We start from the raw sequence: 17,556 nt of genomic DNA, 5'->3' as shown, positions 1-17,556 counted from the left end.
TACCGTTCAAAGAACCAATGATTTACCTGTAGGCTGGGTTTCGGCCCAAAGCAGTTTATAGTCCCATTTTTTATCGTACAATCCGATTGAAAATTGCATTGCCTTATTTTCATTGCGACACACTTCTCGTGCATCAACAATATTTTTCCACATGAGCAGACTTCCTGGGCTGAATGCGGTGATCGACGGGTCAATCCCTCCGTTAGGAACATCAAAATACAGGCTTTTTTCACTACGGGCACACAGTACGAGATCTATCGCAATGGGGGCACCTTCAAAGAAAAGTACATTGCCGGTGACCATATGTGGCAGGGCGGTTAACAGTTCAGTGATGTTTTTCCTGTTATAGCATCTGACGCTGTCAGCAAAACGCAGCCTGAAAAGATGCACGTAAATATCAGCAATATCCGCCGGTGACATCTCTCTGAGCGGGATGCATTCTCCGCCCGCAGTCAGCATTTTTTTTAGCTCTCCGTTTCTTTTTTTCACCGTTTTACCTGAGAAAGACGTTTTAATCAGGCAAACCTTACGTTTTTCACGAAAAGCATAGGTGGCATTTATTATATTCCCACGCAGCGATGAAGACAGCCGGTTTGTTTTTACTGGCAGAACGATTTTTTGATCGGCAGCCATGGGGATAATAATTTCATCATAAGATACCGGGTAATCGCGCCAGACATTCAGGCCGAAGGTATTTTCATCACTGGTAAAGTACGCTGCGGTGACCTCGCCATCGCGTCGGTAATGCCAGAATGCGAAATCTTTTTCCTTCTTCTGCATAAAGAAATTGATAATGTCGGGATGAGTATTAACACTGCCGCCGTACTTATAATAAGCCGCCTGGTAATGCGTGAAGTTTGAACGTTCCCATCCAAAAAGCGAATGTCTGAAGCCCATTATTGTTTCTCCTTGCAATCTCATCAGAGGGCGCTGTCAGCGCCGGGCAGTTCTGTCTGAACAGGCTGATTATCCCGACCGTTAATCAATAAACGGTCAAGGCAAAATCAAGATTGCTGCAATCTTCGTTGGCGGAGTTAATTTTTCCTGTCTCAGGAAATATCTGCTTACATTCCAGCTAACGCTATGCTCTTTACATTGACACTAGTGTCAATGTTGTAGAGTGCATCTATGACGAGGAGAAAGGTATGCGACCATCTGAACTGGCGGCGCTCACTGGCGTCAGCACCCGAGTGCTAAGACATTATGAAGCTAAAGGACTGATTGTTTCTCAGCGGTTGGACAACGGTTATCGGAATTACGACGCGAAAGACGTCGAGAAAGTGAGATGGATAATCTCGCTTTTAAAATGTGGGTTCAGTACCCGACAGATTGCAGAGCTGGAAAAGTTTTCTCAGGTAAGCGACATGGATGATGCGCGTTTTATCCAGTGTCTGGCGCAGCACAGAGAAAAACTTCGGGCACTGGACACGCTTATCGAATTACTTAATGAACGCAGAAATACACTTGCCACGCGTATTCACGCCTACGAGTGATCGCTCTGTCTGAGCAGTAATAACAGGAAATATCATCATGAAACAGTTAGACAATAAAGTCGCGTTAATTACCGGAGGCAGTAGCGGTATCGGGCTGGCCACGGCTAAACGGTTTAGTGAAGAAGGTGCAAAGGTGATTATCACTGGCAGGAATGCAGAAACCCTGCAGCAGGCGATGAATGAACTCGGTGACGATAATGCACTGTCAATACAACACGATAACGGTGACATACGAAGCCATGAAAACCTCTTTCGCATTATTAACGAAAAGTACGGCAAGCTGGATGTGATGTTTGCAAATGCCGGCGTTATTGTGCTTTCCGATTTCCCGGCCTCCACCGAAGATGATTTTAATACGCAGTTTGATATCAACGTAAAAGGGACGTTTTTCGCCGTGCAACAGGCCCTCCCGTTAATGTCCGACGGTGGCTCGATAATATTAACGTCCTCCATTGCGCATTATAAAGGGTTCGATGGACACAATATCTATGCCGCCTCAAAAGCCGCGCTGCGATCTTTTGCCCGCAGCTGGACGACCGACCTTAAAGGCCGTGGGATCCGCGTGAATTGCCTGAGCCCAGGACCCGTCGCCACACCGATTATCAGTAAAATGGGCGTTTCCCTGAGCGATCGCGAGATTTTTGACGCCAGCATCGCAAGTCGTATTCCGTTAGGTCGATTAGGCAAGCCTGACGAGGTTGCCGCGGCAGCGCTGTTTCTTGCATCGGATGAAAGCAGTTTTATTTCGGGTATCGACCTGTCTGTCGATGGCGGGATGGGACAAATTTAGCGGCGCGCGAAACGCTGATAAAAAAACATCAAATTTGATTAAAGCACATCAATTTTGCTAGAGCAGGCAGGTTTGACTTTCACTACTCTTGGTGCGGTAACGACATTTTCATCATCCGCTGTTAACAGGTATCGCTATGAAAAAACGTATTATTATTGCCGGTTCGGGTTTTGCAGGTATGTGGGCCGCCATTTCAGCAGCAAGGCTGGTACATATGGAAAAGGCAAATGATCGGATTGAGATTTTTTTGGTTTCTCCGGAACCCGCATTAACCATTCGTCCAAGATTGTATGAAGCCGTACTGGAAAATATGGCACCCTCTATTCTGCGTGTTCTTGAGGCTGCGGGTGTGCACTATATTGCCGGTTATGTCACCGATATTGATGCAGAAAATAAAACTATCTCGGTAAAAAAAGAGAGTGGCGAAACCTCAGTTAATTTTGACAGTTTTGTGCTGGCCACCGGAAGCCAGGCATTTCACCCGGAACTGCCGGGGATCACGGAATACAGTTTTGACGTGAACTCATTGAATGCTGCTCATGAACTGGAGCAACACCTCATGTCGTTAGCTTCAGAGCCTGATTCTGCCGCACGAAATACTGTTGTTGTCGCCGGTGGGGGCCTGACCGGGCTTGAGACCGTCACTGAAATGCCGGAACGCCTCAGAGACCTCTTGGGTTCGGAGCGCCATTTGCAGGTTATTATTGTGGACAGTTCGAACAAAATTGGTCAGGCGATGGGCGAGGATGCCTGTGAGATCATCAATCAGGCGCTGGCCAGTAATGGCGTGACTGTACGAACGGGCGTCAGAGTGCGCGCAATCAACGCTGAGGGGGTGATGCTTTCGGACGATGAATTTATCCCCAGCAAAACGGTGATATGGACGGCGGGAATGCGGGCCAGCGCGTTAGCCGGGCTCATCCCGGGCGACCACGATAATCTGGGTCGTGTTATAGGGGATGCGTATCTGCGGGCACCTGGCGCCAGGGGGATCTTCGTTACCGGCGATACCGTAAAAGTCCCTACGGATGATGAAGGTAATTATAACGTCATGTCCTGCCAGCATGCGATGAGCCTGGGGCGCGTCGCCGGTCATAACGCGGCAGCAGAAATACTGGGATTACCGCTGCATCCTTACAGCCAGCCAAAATATGTTACCTGTCTTGATCTGGGCAAATGGGGGGCGGTCTACACGGAAGGCTGGGATCATCAGGTTATGTACCAGGGCATGGAAGCGAAAAAAATAAAGCAGGAAATTAATACTCAGTGGATTTATCCGCCAGAACCCGACAGAGAGAAAATGTTTTCTGTTGCTAACCCTGATTATATTATTGTTCCGTAACAGGGTATCTCTATTGATGCTGCCTGGCGGCTGGCAGCATCAACGCGTGTTCTTTTTTTCACGCCATTGACCGGGGGTCAAGCCTGTTATTTTTCTGAAGGCCTGGGTAAATGCATTTTGCGAGCCATAGCCGCTTTCAATGGCAATTTCTGTAATCAGTTTATCGGTGTGTTGTAACTCGTGGAAAGCGCGTTCCATTACGCGCTGCTTAAGCCACCCGTACGGGGTTAAGCCGGTACTGTTTTTAAAGGCACGGCAGAAATGAGCTGAGGAAACTCCCAGCTCAAGAGCCAGTGATTTAATCGTGACATCACCTATCGGGCTGTTATCCAGTTTTTCCAGCGCCATTTTTAATGCGCGCGAAGACAATACTCCTTGCGACTGGCCTGCGGCTGTCAGCGTGTTGGAGTGGTTTTTTATTAACTGTAATATTAATGACAGTGTTAAGTGTTCGCAGAGCAGTTGGTTAATTTTGTTATTGTCCGAAATGATTTCCGCAACGGCCAGCGTAATTTTTGATGCCGTCTCATCAAAATGCGCTGTGCGTAAGATTAACTCTGCAGTGGGTATCTCCATTTGATTCAGAAGATCGGCGAAAATATTATCAGGAATATATAAATGCATAACATCTACAAGACCAGCAATATCCCAGCGAGATGTACTTCCCTGAGGAATTGTCGTGATGGCGCCTTTCCGGATCGTGTTTTTGACGATTTTATTTTCTGTTTTTCGCTCAACCCGCTGCATATGTCCAACGTGAGCAATAATCACATGTTGATCGAGTGGCGGGATAGTTTCATGCAATGGCCCATGCGGCCAGTGATAACAGCGAATTTGCAGCGCATCTCCACTGTCGATGCCTAATTCAGGTCGGTTCTTTAATACCTGAGCCATTTTATGAACGGCATCTTCAAGAGGAATGTCATGATTTTTCATGAGTATACCTGTTAATAACAGTGGGCATCATAAGAGTATAGCGATGTTTTAACCCTGTTTCATTGTGTTCTGTCTGCATGTTTATTTTTGATGATGGGAAATAACAGAGGGGAAAAAGTCATTTCTACGGTGTGTATACCCTTAAATCGATTAATTATGTTGTCCGGAGGAAATATGGCGATATCTAAGAATGATGCAGCGTCGTTAGCACCTGTTAATGGTACCTCGCATGTGGAAGCCGTTTATGAAAAGGTGCCATCACGTTATGCACTACAGGTCGGTAAGATTGATGTTCTGGTGATCAGTGACGGCGTGTTGTCATTACCTGGACCCATGTTGGGTCATAACGCGGAGGCCTCCGAACGTACCCACTGGTTTGAAGATAAGTTTCTGCCTGCCGATTTTCTCGACTGGGCATTAAATGTGGTTCTCGTGCATAGCGGTGACCGGACGATCCTGGTTGATGCAGGGATGGGGGAGGCTTTCCCTGATTTACCCCGCGCCGGGCGAACGGTTAACCGCCTGGCGTCAGCGGGGATAGATCTTGCCAGCGTCACGGATGTGATTATCACGCATCTGCATATGGATCACGTTGGTGGGCTGCTTATTGAGGGTGTGAAAGCGCGCATGCGGTCAGATCTTCGCATTCATGTCGCTGCTGCTGAGGTGGAATTTTGGCGTGACCCCGATTTTTCACAGGTTTCCATGCCGCCTGGTTTCCCGGAAGCGCTGCGCCAAACCGCTACCCAATTTTTGCAAGCGTACCAGACTCAACTGCATACATTCGAAGATGAATACGAGGTTGCACCCGGCGTGCGTGTTGTTCGTACAGGCGGGCATACTCCCGGACACAGCGTGGTAAGGCTGGCCTCTGAGGGGGAACGACTCACCTTTGCCGGCGATGCTATTTTCCAGGTTGGGTTTGAACATCCTGACTGGTTCAATGGTTTCGACCATTATCCCGAAGAAGCGGCACAGATTCGCATTCGTCTGTTGCAGGAACTGGCAGATAACAGGGAGTCATTGATCGCTACTCATCTCTCATTCCCGTCTGTCTGCCATGTTGCTGTCGACGGCGATACGTTCCGTTGCATTCCGGGTCCTTGGGATTATTAAGAATACCGCTGATGTCATTTTCACGGATACCGGCAGGAACATAAGAGGCATTACATATACGGCCATCCCTCAGACGAGGGATGGCGTTCAGGGGGGAGAGCGATGTTTACTTCGCCGCTTCCTCAATAAGTGTGGCAACGTCCTGCGGATGAGAAACCATCACGACATGGGATGCGCCCTTGATCACCACGGTGTGTTTTGAGCCCGCGCGTTCAGCCATGAATCGCAAACCCTGGGCGGGGATATTCTTGTCGCCGTCACCGTAAATAAAGTAAGAGGGCAGTTTTTTCCAGGCAGGCGCACCTGACTTTTCAGTTAAAGCCGCTTCGGTAATCGGTCTTTGCCCTGCGGCCATCAGCGCTGCCTCTTTAGCTGAAACGTCATGTGCGAATTGCTGGTGGAACTTCGCCTGGTCGATGGAGAGATCGACGCTACCATCAGCCAGCTTCACCGGTGCGGCGAGCGCCTGGCCAAGCGTGCCGCCAGGGAATTTTCCGGCCAGGTCGGCCGCCGCTTCACCGGCATCCGGAGCAAATGCGGCGACATACACCAGCGATTTCACATTGTTTGTATCACGGGCCGCGTTCGTAATGACCTGGCCACCATAGGAATGGCCGACAAGGACGACCGGCCCCTTAATATTGTTCACCACGGAAGAGACGTAAGCCGCATCAGTCGAAACACTGCGCAGCGGATTCGCCGCAGCGACGACGTTATACCCGTCCTTTTGCAGGATTTGGGTAACGCCATTCCAGCTAGAAGAGTCGGCAAAGGCACCATGAACCAGGACAACAGTCGGCTTAGCGGTTTCTGCAATAGCGCTGGCAGACAGCAAAACGGTGGCAACGGCAAGGGAGGCAGCAAATTTGGACATGATCGTTCCTCTTTTCAATTCAGTTTAAAGGCTATGCGTATGATGGTTGCGGCCTGTCTGGAACAGGCCACCTTGTTAGCTGCGAATAAAGGCCAGTACGTCAGCGTTAAAGCGATCGGCTTCTGTCTCCGCCAGTCCATGTGAACCACCGGCATATATCGTCAGCGTCGCATTCGCGACGATCTCAGCGGCGCGGTGTGCAGATGCCTTAATGGGGACAATCTGGTCGTCGTCGCCATGAATAATCAGGGTAGGGCGATCAATCTGCTGCAGGTCGTGTGTGTAATCGACTTCAGAGAACTCATGGATGCAGTCATATTGCCCCTTAATACCGCCCTGCAGGCCGATTCTGCGGAAGTTTTCCCGCAACCCGTCATTGGTGGGGACATGGTCACGGTTGAAGCCATAGAACGGAACCGTCAGGTCGAAGTAAAACTGTGAGCGGTTTTTGGCCGTGCCTTCGCGGATGGCATCAAACACCTCCATCGGGGTGCCGTCAGGATTGGCATCCGTCCGGAGCATCAGAGGAGGGACAGCGCCGACCAGAACGACTTTAGCCACACGTGAGGTACCATGACGACCGATATAATGTGCAACTTCGCCGCCCCCTGTTGAGTGACCCACTAAAATCAGATCCTTCAGATCCAGCGCCTCAATCAGCTCAGCGAGATCGTCCGCATACTGATCCATATTGTTACCGTGGAAAGTCTGGTCCGAACGCCCGTGGCTGCGACGGTCGTGTGCGATGACCCGGAAACCCTTCTGGCTGAAAAACAGCATCTGCTGATCCCAGGCATCAGACGATAACGGCCATCCATGAGCGAAGAGGATAGGCTGACCTGAACCCCAGTCTTTGTAGAAAATGCCTGTTCCGTCTGTGGTGGTGAAAGTTGTCATTTCGTTCTCCTGTCATGTGTTGTGCTATTAGTTTGTGTACGACTTGTTTGTGTGCAAATGAATATGGCAGCCCTTTTTGCCTTTGTCAATCGCTTGCAATTAAATCGTATGCAAATTATTTTAGGGGGACTGGAGGACATATGACTAAACACACTACTTCCGAGGATTCCCTGCCCGATGTGCACGGCATGCTCTGTTTCTCTCTTTACTCAGCGGGACATGCTTTTACCCAGCTCTATCGTCCCATGCTCGATAAGCTTGGCCTGACCTATCCCCAGTATCTGGTGATGGTCACCTTGTGGAATCAGGATGGGCGAACAGTGAAGGAACTGAGTGGAATTCTTTTTCTTGAGTCCAGCACGCTGACCCCTTTACTGAAACGGCTGGAGACTGCGGGGTTGATCACCCGGACACGCAATCCGAAGGATGAGCGCGAAGTGCTTATCCACCTAACGGAGAAGGGTGAGGCGCTGAAAAGCGAGACCAGCACTATCACGCGCTGTATTGTGGATACCCTTGGGATGGACGCCGACATCATTGCTGACATCAAAGCATCAGTTGATAAGATCCGTGACAAGATCCACCGTGCGCAGAAACCGGACGCCGATGACCTATCCTGATTGAGGCGGATTCGGGTTCCTGATAAGTGTACGTCTGGTGACTGACAAGACAGGTACCGGGGAGTTACTTTGCTTTAACTGCCGGGGTGGGCGGGTGCAATGTCCGCTGCGCCCCGAAGCGACTCTTCAACAGCGTTCATGCACTGCTGTAAAGAATATTGACTTACCCATTGTTGTTTATTCACTGGCGGTTCAGTTTTGGCAATAACACAAAAAGCAAAAATGACAGTAAGAACATGGCGGTGACTGACATGGCAAGAGGGGTGAGCCCACCCGTAATAAAATGTCCAGTTATGAGTGACCCCAGCGCAGTCGTTATGAAGGTGAGGAAAATCATAAGCGCAGATCCTCTGGCATCATTACTGCCTGCAGAAACGATACCCCTGTAGAAGGCGACGGGGCCCCTTAACCCCAGCGCAAAACCCATTGGCGTAAAGAGTATGGTCATAACAAAAGCCCGGCTTCCGTTCAGGAAACCATATCCCGATAGCGCGAAGGCGCTGAGCAATGCCATAAGCGTGCCGGCAAGAATTACTTTTTCATGGCTAAAACGTTCAGCCAATCCCGGAGAAATGTTGGCGGCGATGATGTAACCTCCTACGTTCAACATTTGCATAAGGATGAAGTCATTCAGGTTCCCGCCCATGGAAAGGATAATGACGCTTGGTGCTCCGAATACGAACGTTATCAGACCGCCAACGGCCAAAGCCTGGCTCAATGCATAGCGAAGATAAACAGCATTTTTCAATAATTGTACGTACGTTCCAGGCGTGTGCTGGCCTGGGTTTCGTTCTGGTCCCTTTGCAAACCTTATCATTACAGCTAAAGCCATCGTCAGTACGCCCAGAGAGATAAACGTGATTCTCCAGTTAAAGAACTGCAGGATAAGTGTACCTACTACAGGGGCTATCGCCGGAACTAATGCCTGTATGCTCCCTAACAATCCAATTGCCCGGGCTGCCTTCCGATGAGGAAACAAACCTCTAATAAATCCAGGGATGAAAACTGATGCTGCAGCAGAAGCCATCCCTTGTATAAATCGTAATATTAAAAGAAGTGTTATTTCTGGAGCATACGCGCAACCAAAAGAAGTTAGTGAAAATAAAAGTAGCGCAAAGAAGAGCATCCTGATTTTGCTGAAGCGATCGGCCAGGTTACCAAATAGTAATAAACCACAGGCATTACCTGCTACATATATGGAGAGTATCCTTTGTGATATCTCCGATGAGATATTAAAGACTGTAGCAAAAAGTGGAATAGCAGGCAAAACCATATCGGTGCCGGCGGCGGTAGACATCGCACAGAGTATTAGATACAAAAATGTGGTCATGTTATTTCATATTCGATGTAATGAGCGCTCATGCCTGTTGTTTAAATGTATGTCTGGGATTATCACCCCGTAAGATTGGCTTTGAGTTGTTTCTTCAGCGGTAGCGAGGCAAAACATGCGTCAATAGCATTGATATTGCAAACCAGAAATTCTTCTGTGTCCCATCCAAAAACATGATGTAATAGTTGATATTCTTTATCCAGTGAGGTGTTGGCAACGGTTCTGGCATCAGTATTAATGCTTAATGAAATGCCTTCACGAAAAAGCGCATTAACAGGGTGCTCTTCAATAGAAGGATAAATATTACAGACAATGTTACAACCCGGGCAAATCTCCAGATGGATATGCTCTTCAAGCAACCGATCTAGTGTCGCTCTGTCAGCAATGCTTCTGACGCCATGTCCGATGCGAGAAACTTTCAGTTTATTAAGCGTTTCATTTACGCTGACGAAATCCTTAGCCTCTCCTGCATGTGCGATACAGTTGCCTCCATGCTGGCGTACATAATTAAACGCCTCAACATGGTTATCCAGCGGATAGCGGGCTTCATCAGCTGCAAGGTCAAGCGCGACAACCCCATAATGCAGGTATTTTGTCACCAGTCTTGCCGTCTCAAGGCTCTGTTCTGCCGTAAAATGACGCAGTGTACATAATATTAAATTGGCTTTGATATCAAAAATATGGCTATTTATCTGCATGGCATCCAGGACGGTTTCAATGACCTCTTCAGCCGTAAGATATTGATTAAGATGTAAGAGTGGCGCAAAGCGTAACTCAGCATAAATTACCCCATCAGCATGGAGTTGATCAAACATGTCTTCGACGGCCTGACGTAATGCAGTGTGGGTTTGTAATAAGCTCAGCTGCGGAGAAATTCTTCTTAAAAAATCTCCCAGGTCAGTACATTGACTCGGTGCGATAAAATTCGACTGAAATACTTTAAGATTCAGTGCAGGCATCAGCATTTTTGCGCAATGATAGCTAATACAAGTATCCAAATGAACGTGAAGCTCAATTTTCGGAATCCTTCGGGAATTAAAATGCATCTAAAGTTCCTCTATACATCATTGCGGAGTCTGCGAGTAACGAGAATAATTTCTCTTTGAACATACCACTTTTTATTTTAAGTATAATTCTGGCATTAGGTGCTTTCCCTGTAAGGTTTGTCGCATCGATAACATAATGTCCATACGATGACTCACATTTGTACTCCACCCAGGAATAACGGGAAAACGCCTCCTCTACAATATCAGGAAAAAGCGCTACTGCCATGGTGGTGGGGTCTGGCAAATCAAAACCCTTGCGTACCGTTCGGCCTGCATTAAACTCCATCAAGGATTTGTTGCATCTTACGGCGAACTGACCCAAGGGGCTCAGTTGATTGAGGTATGCTATATCATCTTCATTAATGAAAGCTTCTCCCATGCCTATTTCCCACCCAACGACTGTCATAGGGAGCCCTGATTGCATCACTATATTAGCGGCTTCCGCATCAACAAAAAAATTGAACTCAGCCAGAGGCGTGATATTTCCCGAAGTAAGGCCGGCACCGCCCATGATATAAACATGTTTAATTTTTTTCGCAAGCGTTGGTTCCTTCAGTACTGCCATTGCCAGATTAGTCAGAGGTCCCAGGGTAACGATCTCAAGTTCACCTTTGAATTTTTCTGCATAAAGAAGAATCGCATCTACCGCATGAAGTGATTCCGACTTTAGGGTGGTGGGGGGATTTTCCATATTACCCATACCATCTTTGCCATGAATATGGTGAGAAGTGAAGTGGGTTTTAAAAAGCGGCTTTGTCATTCCGGAAAATACAGGAGGAGCATATGTTCCGGCTTTTTCAATACTCACTAATGCGTTTTGAACACACTGTTCGATCTCACAGTTACCAACGACTACTGTTATTGCTTCAACCCTAACGGTACGCTCTCTGAGTGCCATCACAATAGCGACTGCGTCATCAGAAGCGGTATCAGTATCAATAAGTAATTTTCTCATAGTATTTCTCTCAGTAAGGAAGCTTGTCACGAGATAAGATGACGAACAATGCATCCAAAAAAAAGGACATCTATCTCTTTTTAGTGGACATGCCAGTCGGTCTCGCTTCAATAACGATTAGTATTCTGAGCGCTAACTTCGCTAAGATATTTGTGAAAAAATCGTGTGCCATAGTTTTTATATATGGTTAGTGCTTTTATAAAATAAAAAACTTGTGATTAAAAAAGGCTTCATATAAATGAACCATCTTCCGATGGCGTTGAAAGCGGCTGTGGTAGAATGTGGTGCGAAGGTTATTTGCAGATTACTCTGGCTTTAATAATTCACTGTCTTTCACTATAATCGTTTTATTCTTGAGTTCTATGATTTGATTTTCTTGTAACTCTGCTAAAACTCGATTGAGATGTCTCACCGAAATGGAAAGAAATGATGCGACCAATTCTCTTCGCTCAAGCCTGATAACGGAACCATGTTTATTATATTCATTCATGAGGTAATTTGACACTCTCTGTAATGAACTTAAACACATAGTGGTTTTTAATTGAGAAGAGATGAATAATTTATTTGCAAGTTGTTGGCAAAGAAAACGAAGAAAAACTGGCTCATTTAATCCAATAGTATTTATATAGTTAAGTGAAAAATAAACTATCGTTGACGTCTTAAGGATCTTTACTGTACTCAGATTTCTGCTGGTGCTATCATGTTGGAAAATTTCAATGGCACCAATCACAGAGAGAGGTTCTTCTATACAAAAAGTAATATCTTTACCATCTTTAGATAAATGCTCTATTTGTACCTTACCTTTAATTAAACAGTAAACTCCCGATGGGGAATCTCCTTGGTGGAGTAAAATCTCTCCCTTATTAAAAATCAGTAATTTAGCTCTGCTGAGTATGTCATCTGGTAAAATGAATTTAAGTTTAGAGTTCAGAATGTCAGAATGTGATAAATCTATTTGTAATGATTTCATAAAGGTGACTCAACGCTTTGTTTGTGAATTATTATAGATTGTGCATGAAATAATCTCAAGTCATATGCCTGGCATCCCCAGGTTAGCCTGTCAGCGATGATATTTCTGGCGCATCTATACCATTTTCTCAAATCGTCATCAACTCTTATAATAAAACTCCTTTCGAAAAAAGGACATGCGTCCTTTTTTTTCGATAAAGCGTTTTTTATACTCAAGGTAAATGGTCTGAGAGTTATTTTATTCGGGGCGGTTTTATGCATTCAGCAACCACTATCGTTACTTTTAGCGGCAAGAAAATTGATTTTCTTAATCTCAGTATAAATGATATAGATATAATTGATATCGCTAAGGGCTTGTCAAATGAATGCCGTTTTGGTGGGCAATGCGAAAGTTTCTATTCAGTGGCTCAGCATTCCGTTCTGGTAAGTTATTTAACGCCAGTGCATTTAGCTCTGGAAGGGCTTCTTCATGATGCCACCGAGGCTTACATAAAAGATTTCCCTTCTCCTTTAAAAAAATGTATGCCGCAGTATATAAACCTTGAGAAAGAAATTGAGTCATTGATCAGAGTGAAATTTAATATTTCCTCCTGTAAAGCCTCAGAAGTTAAGCATGCTGATCGGATCATGCTCGCTACTGAAGCGAGGGATCTGGGTATGGAAAAGGTATTAGACTATCCTTCCCTGCGAGATATATCACCATCGGTTATAATTAAAGTCGTTCCGATGCTACCGAAAGCGGCATTTAGTGCATTTCTTGAAAGATTCGCCGAATTAATAGAGCGTTAAGATGTTAGTCTGCGAATTCACATATAATCACGTGAATTTTTGCTGCGAGGGAGATTGACTTCACCATTAAAAATCTGAAGAAGAGATTTTTGATGTTGTTTTTTTATCTTCATCTGTTCAACGACTATTGATTCTTTTTCACTTTATAAGGGCATTACCTGAACACGGAGCACGCGGATGGCGTTAAGAGAGAAGTAACGTATTATATTGGGCGCTACAACGTTTGCTTTTGAGAATAGAAGTCCGCTCTCCCTGTGGCGTTCAACTCATCGTCACAGGAAGATTGGCGTGTTTATCGTGCTCTCTAAATACCAGAATCATTTCTGGCGGGGGAGCGACCGGAAAGAGCAGTAGTACCCTACAGATGCTATAAGGCAGAGCATATACCCGAATGACTCGCTGCCTTCCTCCACGACATTTTTGACCACCCTGACGTAGCTTTGATCAAGTATCGCGTACCATAACCCGTGCATTCCAAACAGCCGGGAGAAGACCAGGACTGCCAACAGACCACTGAGCATCACGCCGTACCACGGGGTACGGGTATAGTGTGCGAGTTGTGTAAGGGTAAGACGATAATGGATAACGGGATAAAGCAAAGCACAAACGGCGGAAAGCAGTGCAAACCATACCCAACTTCCGTGAGCCAGAAGATCGAAAAATGCATCCAGTTCTCGAATCAGCATGGAGAGGAAAAAGCCGCCAATCAGGATGTTGCAATAGCGCATGAATGCCCATTTCTTCGCCAGCAGGAAGTGTATAAATACGATGCCCCCTAAAACTGATTCCTGCACAATTTCGGTCAGCGATATCTCCGGTATATCCAGGTTAAATAAATAGATATCCGCCCACAGGCAAATCACGGGCACAGAGCAGGCTGCTGACGCGAAAAGAAAGAAGAAAAAGCTTTTGAGCACAGACATTAACACCACCACTTTCATTCAAAACACCTATGATAAGTGGCTTCGAACGAAAATCTATTTCACTTTGTGCGCTATAGGCATGAATTTTAAGCATTTTGAGCTACTTAGCGAGGGCGCATTACCTTTCCACCTCAGACTTCAGCCTTGCATCAGAAATCCAGGTGGAAAGTCGCCTGAGCGATGTAATCCCATGCCACACGAGTTCAGCCTCTGGTTGAGCAGTCACGCGCATACGATGACCCATCGTCAGACGGGTATCCACCCTCAAAAGGGGCGGTATGCTTTAGCTAAACAGGGCGTGAATACGCTGTTCCAGCGCCTTAATTTTCATAGCCATTCAGCCGTCCGGGTGTTTAAGTGGTTATAATAAAAAATAAAAACTTTGCTTAAAATTTTTTTCTGTGCCTAAATAGCGTCATCGGTTTGGAATACAGACCTTATTAAAGCAGTTTAGTAAAGCAGTCCTCAGTTCAGGTGTTATCAATAGATACTCTTCTTCGTGAGCCTCCTCCTAAGTGCCAAATAAGTTACTCTCTAAATACAGGCCATCATCGCCGCGCTTAGTGGCTCAAAAAATAAGGAATTATCTATGTCTAATAAAATGACTGGTTTAGTAAAATGGTTTAACTCTGATAAAGGTTTTGGCTTTATCACTCCTGACGACGGCAGCAAAGATGTATTCGTACACTTCTCTGCTATTCAGAGCGACAGCTACAAATCTCTTGATGAAGGCCAGAAAGTGTCCTTCACCATTGAAAATGGCGCTAAAGGCCCAGCAGCGGGTAACGTTTCTCCGCTGTAAGTCGCGCACATTGTCGGTGAGCCTTACGATAGCGATGAAGACGCGAGTCTGAGCAGTTAAGCTTCACCGATAATAAAAAAACCCGCCGAGTGCGGGTTTTTTTATGGCTTCAGGATGGTGATAGGCTGTCTATTATTCCGTTTGACCGGCCTGTTTTCAAAAAAGCTTAACCTTCACCCGGAGGTGGGGTGCGGTCCCGAAGGCTGTGTTCCTGTGATAAACGCCAGAAATCATGTCCTGCCGGATACTGATATAAGCGGAGCGAGAATTGACCGGCGACAGCGGTGATGTATTCAAATATCGCTGACTGAGTATTCTCATACTCCATCCACAGTACGGAAGAGGTAAAGCAATAAATTTCCAGGGGAATACCCGACGGCGTAGGCTTCAGCGTTCTCACCACAATATACATATCTTTGATAATATCAGGCCGATCGGCGAGCCAGGCCATCAGGTAGTGCCGAAAGAGCGTTAAATTTGTCAGGCCATTATCCATAAACCAACTGTCCGGTACGCCCATGGGATCACGTCCGTCGATGAGTTTTGCCAGCGGTTCATTCGTGCCGCGCAGGGCCAGCATCGGGGCCAGCGTTTCCTGCGTGAGAAATGTAACGGAGTGCTGATCGATTGTGGTGCTGCGCATAATCCGGCGCGCGCCTGACGAAAACATGGCCTGCCAGTTGGTATACGTTTCGGTCAGAAAGTTTTTGGTCGGGATACGCGAGATCGTGTTATCCCAGTTACGGATAGTAATGGTGTGCAGCGCAATGTCGGTCACTTCGCCACTCAGGTTTTTATCGGGCATTTCAATCCAGTCCCCCAACTGCAGGACGTCATTTGACGAAAGCTGGATATTGGCAACGAGCGAAAGCAGGGTATGCTGAAAGACTAACATCAGCACGGCCGCCACGGCCCCGAGGCTGGAAATAATAATCGCGGGGGATTTATTCGACATGACGGCAAGGATCATGATCGCGGCGATGACGTGAATAAATATTTTCCCTATCTGGATATAGCCTTTGATAGAGTGATTTTTGCGCTTCGTCTTGCGTAAATATGAGCTGTTGACAATATCCAGCATCTCATTGAAGAAAACCGACAGAAAAATAAAGAATAAAATCCCACAAATGGTATTTATTGCCGTCACCAGCGATGCAGGCATATTGGGCATAAACTGCAGGACGTAATAAACGATAATAACCGGAATGAAATTCGACAGCTTTTCGGCTATGCGACGATCTTTTTCCAGCGGGACATCCTGTTTATGGCTGGCAAAGAAGACCTTACGGACGATTTTTATGAGCAGGAATTTGCACATCAGGTGCGCAAAGAAACCTGAGATGACCAACAGAATAAGATTAAATCCAATGGCCAGAGCCGGATTGCTTTCTATAAATGTTAATAAATAATCCAAGTACACCATCGCTTATCGCCTGAATAAGTATGCCAGTTTGTATTAACCTTATTCAAAAGATAAATACAAAGATTTAACCAAATCATATAATGGCATATCCGGTACAGACAAGTCCACGACCTGAATCCTAAGTCGCACAGACCTATTTTGTTTCGGTCGGTAACTTTATTTCCAGAACCGTTCCAGGCAATAAAAGCAGACGATGTCCACCTTCAGCATTTGGATCGCTAAAACATATATCCTCTCCCTGTTCGGTACCGAAGCAGGGAGAGGGGCGTTACATTCTCTGCAGAAGTGGAAGAGGGTGGCACGCCGCGTCGCGCTTAGTCGTGGATTTTTACACCCAGACACCCGCGAACAAACTCAGGGTTAAAGTGTTTAACCGCATCGCCAACATAGCCTAAGTCGAGCGAACTGATTTGTGCCATTTCGGCATCGCTCAGGGAGAAGTCCCAGATAGCCAGGTTCTCTTCAATCCGGTTCTGGTGCGTGGATTTAGGAATGACGGTAACGCCACGTTGCACATTCCAGCGCAGAATGATCTGAGCGATGGTTTTTTGATGCGCTTCGGCAATCCCCTTGAGCATTTCATTTTCGTACGGTTTGTGCCTTCCGCCGCCAAGTGGTGCCCAGGCTTCTGGCTGAACGTTGTAATATTTCATGGTCTCAAGCGCGTCAGATTGCGCAAAGTAAGGGTGTAATTCCACCTGATTTACCATGGGCTTAATTCTGACCGTTTCACAGAAATTGGTGAGCACGTGGGCGTAGAAATTAGACACGCCAATCGCTTTTAGCTTTCCGGCATCATACGCATCTTCCAAAGCCCGCCACGCGCTGAAATAATCGCGCATTGCCTGATGCAATAAGTAGAGATCGAAATAGTCTAATCCCGATTTTTTTAACGAGGCCTCAATACCGGCTTTGGCGGTCTCGTAGCTTGCCATGTCCTGCACCCACAGCTTAGAGGTAATAAATAACTCCTCGCGGGTACACAGACCTTCAGCGATGGCTTCACGAACGGCATCGCCCACGGCGTCTTCATTGCCGTACACTGCTGCGGTATCAATGAGGCGATAGCCTGTACGAATGGCGCTCAGCACTGACTGTTTACATTCTTCTTTATCGGTGACCTGAAAAACACCAAAACCCGCCATCGGCATTCTGAGGTTGTTGCTTAATACTGTATATTCCACTGAAGAGTCCCTCGTAAGCGTTAAGCGAGCGCCGTATTGACGGTGAGATCTATGTTCCAGGGCAGTA

At 46.6% G+C, this 17,556-nt stretch carries 18 protein-coding genes; 7 read left to right on the top strand and 11 right to left on the bottom strand.

Annotated elements, in window-relative coordinates; translation table 11 throughout:
* Positions 1 to 6 precede the first annotated feature (6 nt).
* Entirely contained in the window at positions 7 to 897 is an 891-nt protein-coding gene (locus AAIR21_RS22445; protein ID WP_020882406.1) for a GNAT family N-acetyltransferase, read from the bottom strand.
* A 248-nt stretch (positions 898 to 1,145) separates the two neighbouring features.
* Here AAIR21_RS22445 and AAIR21_RS22440 point away from each other — a divergent pair, with 248 nt between their 5' ends.
* From AAIR21_RS22440 to AAIR21_RS22430, 3 genes are all read left to right on the top strand, one after another.
* On the top strand, positions 1,146 to 1,493 hold the full coding sequence (locus tag AAIR21_RS22440) for a MerR family transcriptional regulator (protein WP_020882407.1): 348 nt from the start codon (positions 1,146 to 1,148) through the stop codon (positions 1,491 to 1,493).
* A 37-nt stretch (positions 1,494 to 1,530) separates the two neighbouring features.
* Positions 1,531 to 2,283, top strand: a complete 753-nt coding sequence (locus AAIR21_RS22435; protein WP_183516282.1) for a glucose 1-dehydrogenase — start codon at positions 1,531 to 1,533, stop codon at positions 2,281 to 2,283.
* 136 nt (positions 2,284 to 2,419) lie between these two features.
* On the top strand, positions 2,420 to 3,625 hold the full coding sequence (locus AAIR21_RS22430) for an NAD(P)/FAD-dependent oxidoreductase (RefSeq protein ID WP_183516283.1): 1,206 nt from the start codon (positions 2,420 to 2,422) through the stop codon (positions 3,623 to 3,625).
* A gap of 39 nt (positions 3,626 to 3,664) precedes the next feature.
* Here the strand turns inward: AAIR21_RS22430 and AAIR21_RS22425 are convergent, their stop codons facing one another.
* Entirely contained in the window at positions 3,665 to 4,561 is an 897-nt protein-coding gene (locus AAIR21_RS22425) for an AraC family transcriptional regulator (RefSeq protein WP_183516284.1), read from the bottom strand.
* A gap of 174 nt (positions 4,562 to 4,735) precedes the next feature.
* Here AAIR21_RS22425 and AAIR21_RS22420 point away from each other — a divergent pair, with 174 nt between their 5' ends.
* Positions 4,736 to 5,677, top strand: coding sequence for an MBL fold metallo-hydrolase (locus tag AAIR21_RS22420; RefSeq protein ID WP_073971023.1), 942 nt, complete (start codon positions 4,736 to 4,738; stop codon positions 5,675 to 5,677).
* Positions 5,678 to 5,783: 106 nt separating this feature from the next.
* On the opposite strand, the gene AAIR21_RS22415 is transcribed toward AAIR21_RS22420, so the two are convergent.
* Together AAIR21_RS22415 and AAIR21_RS22410 are read right to left on the bottom strand one after the other, a co-directional pair.
* Positions 5,784 to 6,551 carry an alpha/beta fold hydrolase gene (locus AAIR21_RS22415; RefSeq protein ID WP_020882412.1) on the bottom strand — a complete coding sequence of 256 codons (768 nt, stop codon included), beginning with the start codon at positions 6,549 to 6,551 and terminating at the stop codon, positions 5,784 to 5,786.
* 75 nt (positions 6,552 to 6,626) lie between these two features.
* On the bottom strand, positions 6,627 to 7,448 hold the full coding sequence (locus AAIR21_RS22410; protein WP_014170403.1) for an alpha/beta fold hydrolase: 822 nt from the start codon (positions 7,446 to 7,448) through the stop codon (positions 6,627 to 6,629).
* Between the two features lie 140 nt (positions 7,449 to 7,588).
* Here AAIR21_RS22410 and AAIR21_RS22405 point away from each other — a divergent pair, with 140 nt between their 5' ends.
* Complete coding sequence (locus AAIR21_RS22405; RefSeq protein WP_025203961.1) at positions 7,589 to 8,068, top strand: MarR family winged helix-turn-helix transcriptional regulator; 480 nt, start codon at positions 7,589 to 7,591, stop codon at positions 8,066 to 8,068.
* A gap of 181 nt (positions 8,069 to 8,249) precedes the next feature.
* Here the strand turns inward: AAIR21_RS22405 and AAIR21_RS22400 are convergent, their stop codons facing one another.
* The 4 genes from AAIR21_RS22400 to AAIR21_RS22385 form a co-directional block, all read right to left on the bottom strand.
* Complete coding sequence (locus AAIR21_RS22400; RefSeq protein WP_040017661.1) at positions 8,250 to 9,398, bottom strand: MFS transporter; 1,149 nt, start codon at positions 9,396 to 9,398, stop codon at positions 8,250 to 8,252.
* Between the two features lie 62 nt (positions 9,399 to 9,460).
* The gene (gene add / locus AAIR21_RS22395) at positions 9,461 to 10,444 is read right to left on the bottom strand and encodes an adenosine deaminase (protein WP_040017659.1); all 984 of its coding nucleotides are present in this window, start codon (positions 10,442 to 10,444) and stop codon (positions 9,461 to 9,463) included.
* Positions 10,434 to 11,399 carry a nucleoside hydrolase gene (locus tag AAIR21_RS22390; RefSeq protein ID WP_044867516.1) on the bottom strand — a complete coding sequence of 322 codons (966 nt, stop codon included), beginning with the start codon at positions 11,397 to 11,399 and terminating at the stop codon, positions 10,434 to 10,436. The genes add and AAIR21_RS22390 overlap by 11 nt, the downstream gene beginning before the upstream one ends.
* Before the next feature lie 304 nt (positions 11,400 to 11,703).
* Complete coding sequence (locus AAIR21_RS22385; protein ID WP_020882419.1) at positions 11,704 to 12,369, bottom strand: Crp/Fnr family transcriptional regulator; 666 nt, start codon at positions 12,367 to 12,369, stop codon at positions 11,704 to 11,706.
* A gap of 254 nt (positions 12,370 to 12,623) precedes the next feature.
* On the opposite strand from AAIR21_RS22385, the gene AAIR21_RS22380 reads away from it, so the two are divergent.
* Positions 12,624 to 13,157, top strand: a complete 534-nt coding sequence (locus tag AAIR21_RS22380) for a hypothetical protein (protein WP_025203966.1) — start codon at positions 12,624 to 12,626, stop codon at positions 13,155 to 13,157.
* A gap of 317 nt (positions 13,158 to 13,474) precedes the next feature.
* Here AAIR21_RS22380 and AAIR21_RS22375 read toward each other — a convergent pair whose 3' ends face one another.
* Entirely contained in the window at positions 13,475 to 14,080 is a 606-nt protein-coding gene (locus AAIR21_RS22375) for a transporter (protein ID WP_073397467.1), read from the bottom strand.
* Positions 14,081 to 14,669: 589 nt separating this feature from the next.
* Here AAIR21_RS22375 and cspE point away from each other — a divergent pair.
* The gene (gene cspE / locus AAIR21_RS22370; protein WP_014170400.1) at positions 14,670 to 14,882 is read left to right on the top strand and encodes a transcription antiterminator/RNA stability regulator CspE; all 213 of its coding nucleotides are present in this window, start codon (positions 14,670 to 14,672) and stop codon (positions 14,880 to 14,882) included.
* A 166-nt stretch (positions 14,883 to 15,048) separates the two neighbouring features.
* Here the strand turns inward: cspE and AAIR21_RS22365 are convergent, their stop codons facing one another.
* Positions 15,049 to 16,305, bottom strand: a complete 1,257-nt coding sequence (locus tag AAIR21_RS22365; RefSeq protein WP_020882422.1) for a mechanosensitive ion channel family protein — start codon at positions 16,303 to 16,305, stop codon at positions 15,049 to 15,051.
* 314 nt (positions 16,306 to 16,619) lie between these two features.
* Positions 16,620 to 17,489 (bottom strand): aldo/keto reductase, encoded by an 870-nt coding sequence (locus AAIR21_RS22360; protein ID WP_014170398.1) that lies wholly within the window; start codon positions 17,487 to 17,489, stop codon positions 16,620 to 16,622.
* Positions 17,490 to 17,556 lie beyond the last annotated feature (67 nt).

Source organism: Enterobacter sp. PTB (assembly GCF_051130085.1).
In the GTDB taxonomy this organism is placed as follows: Bacteria; Pseudomonadota; Gammaproteobacteria; order Enterobacterales; family Enterobacteriaceae; genus Enterobacter; species Enterobacter ludwigii.
The sequence above is the reverse complement of the archived record's forward strand: the minus strand, read 5'-3'. Positions and strand labels throughout refer to the sequence as shown.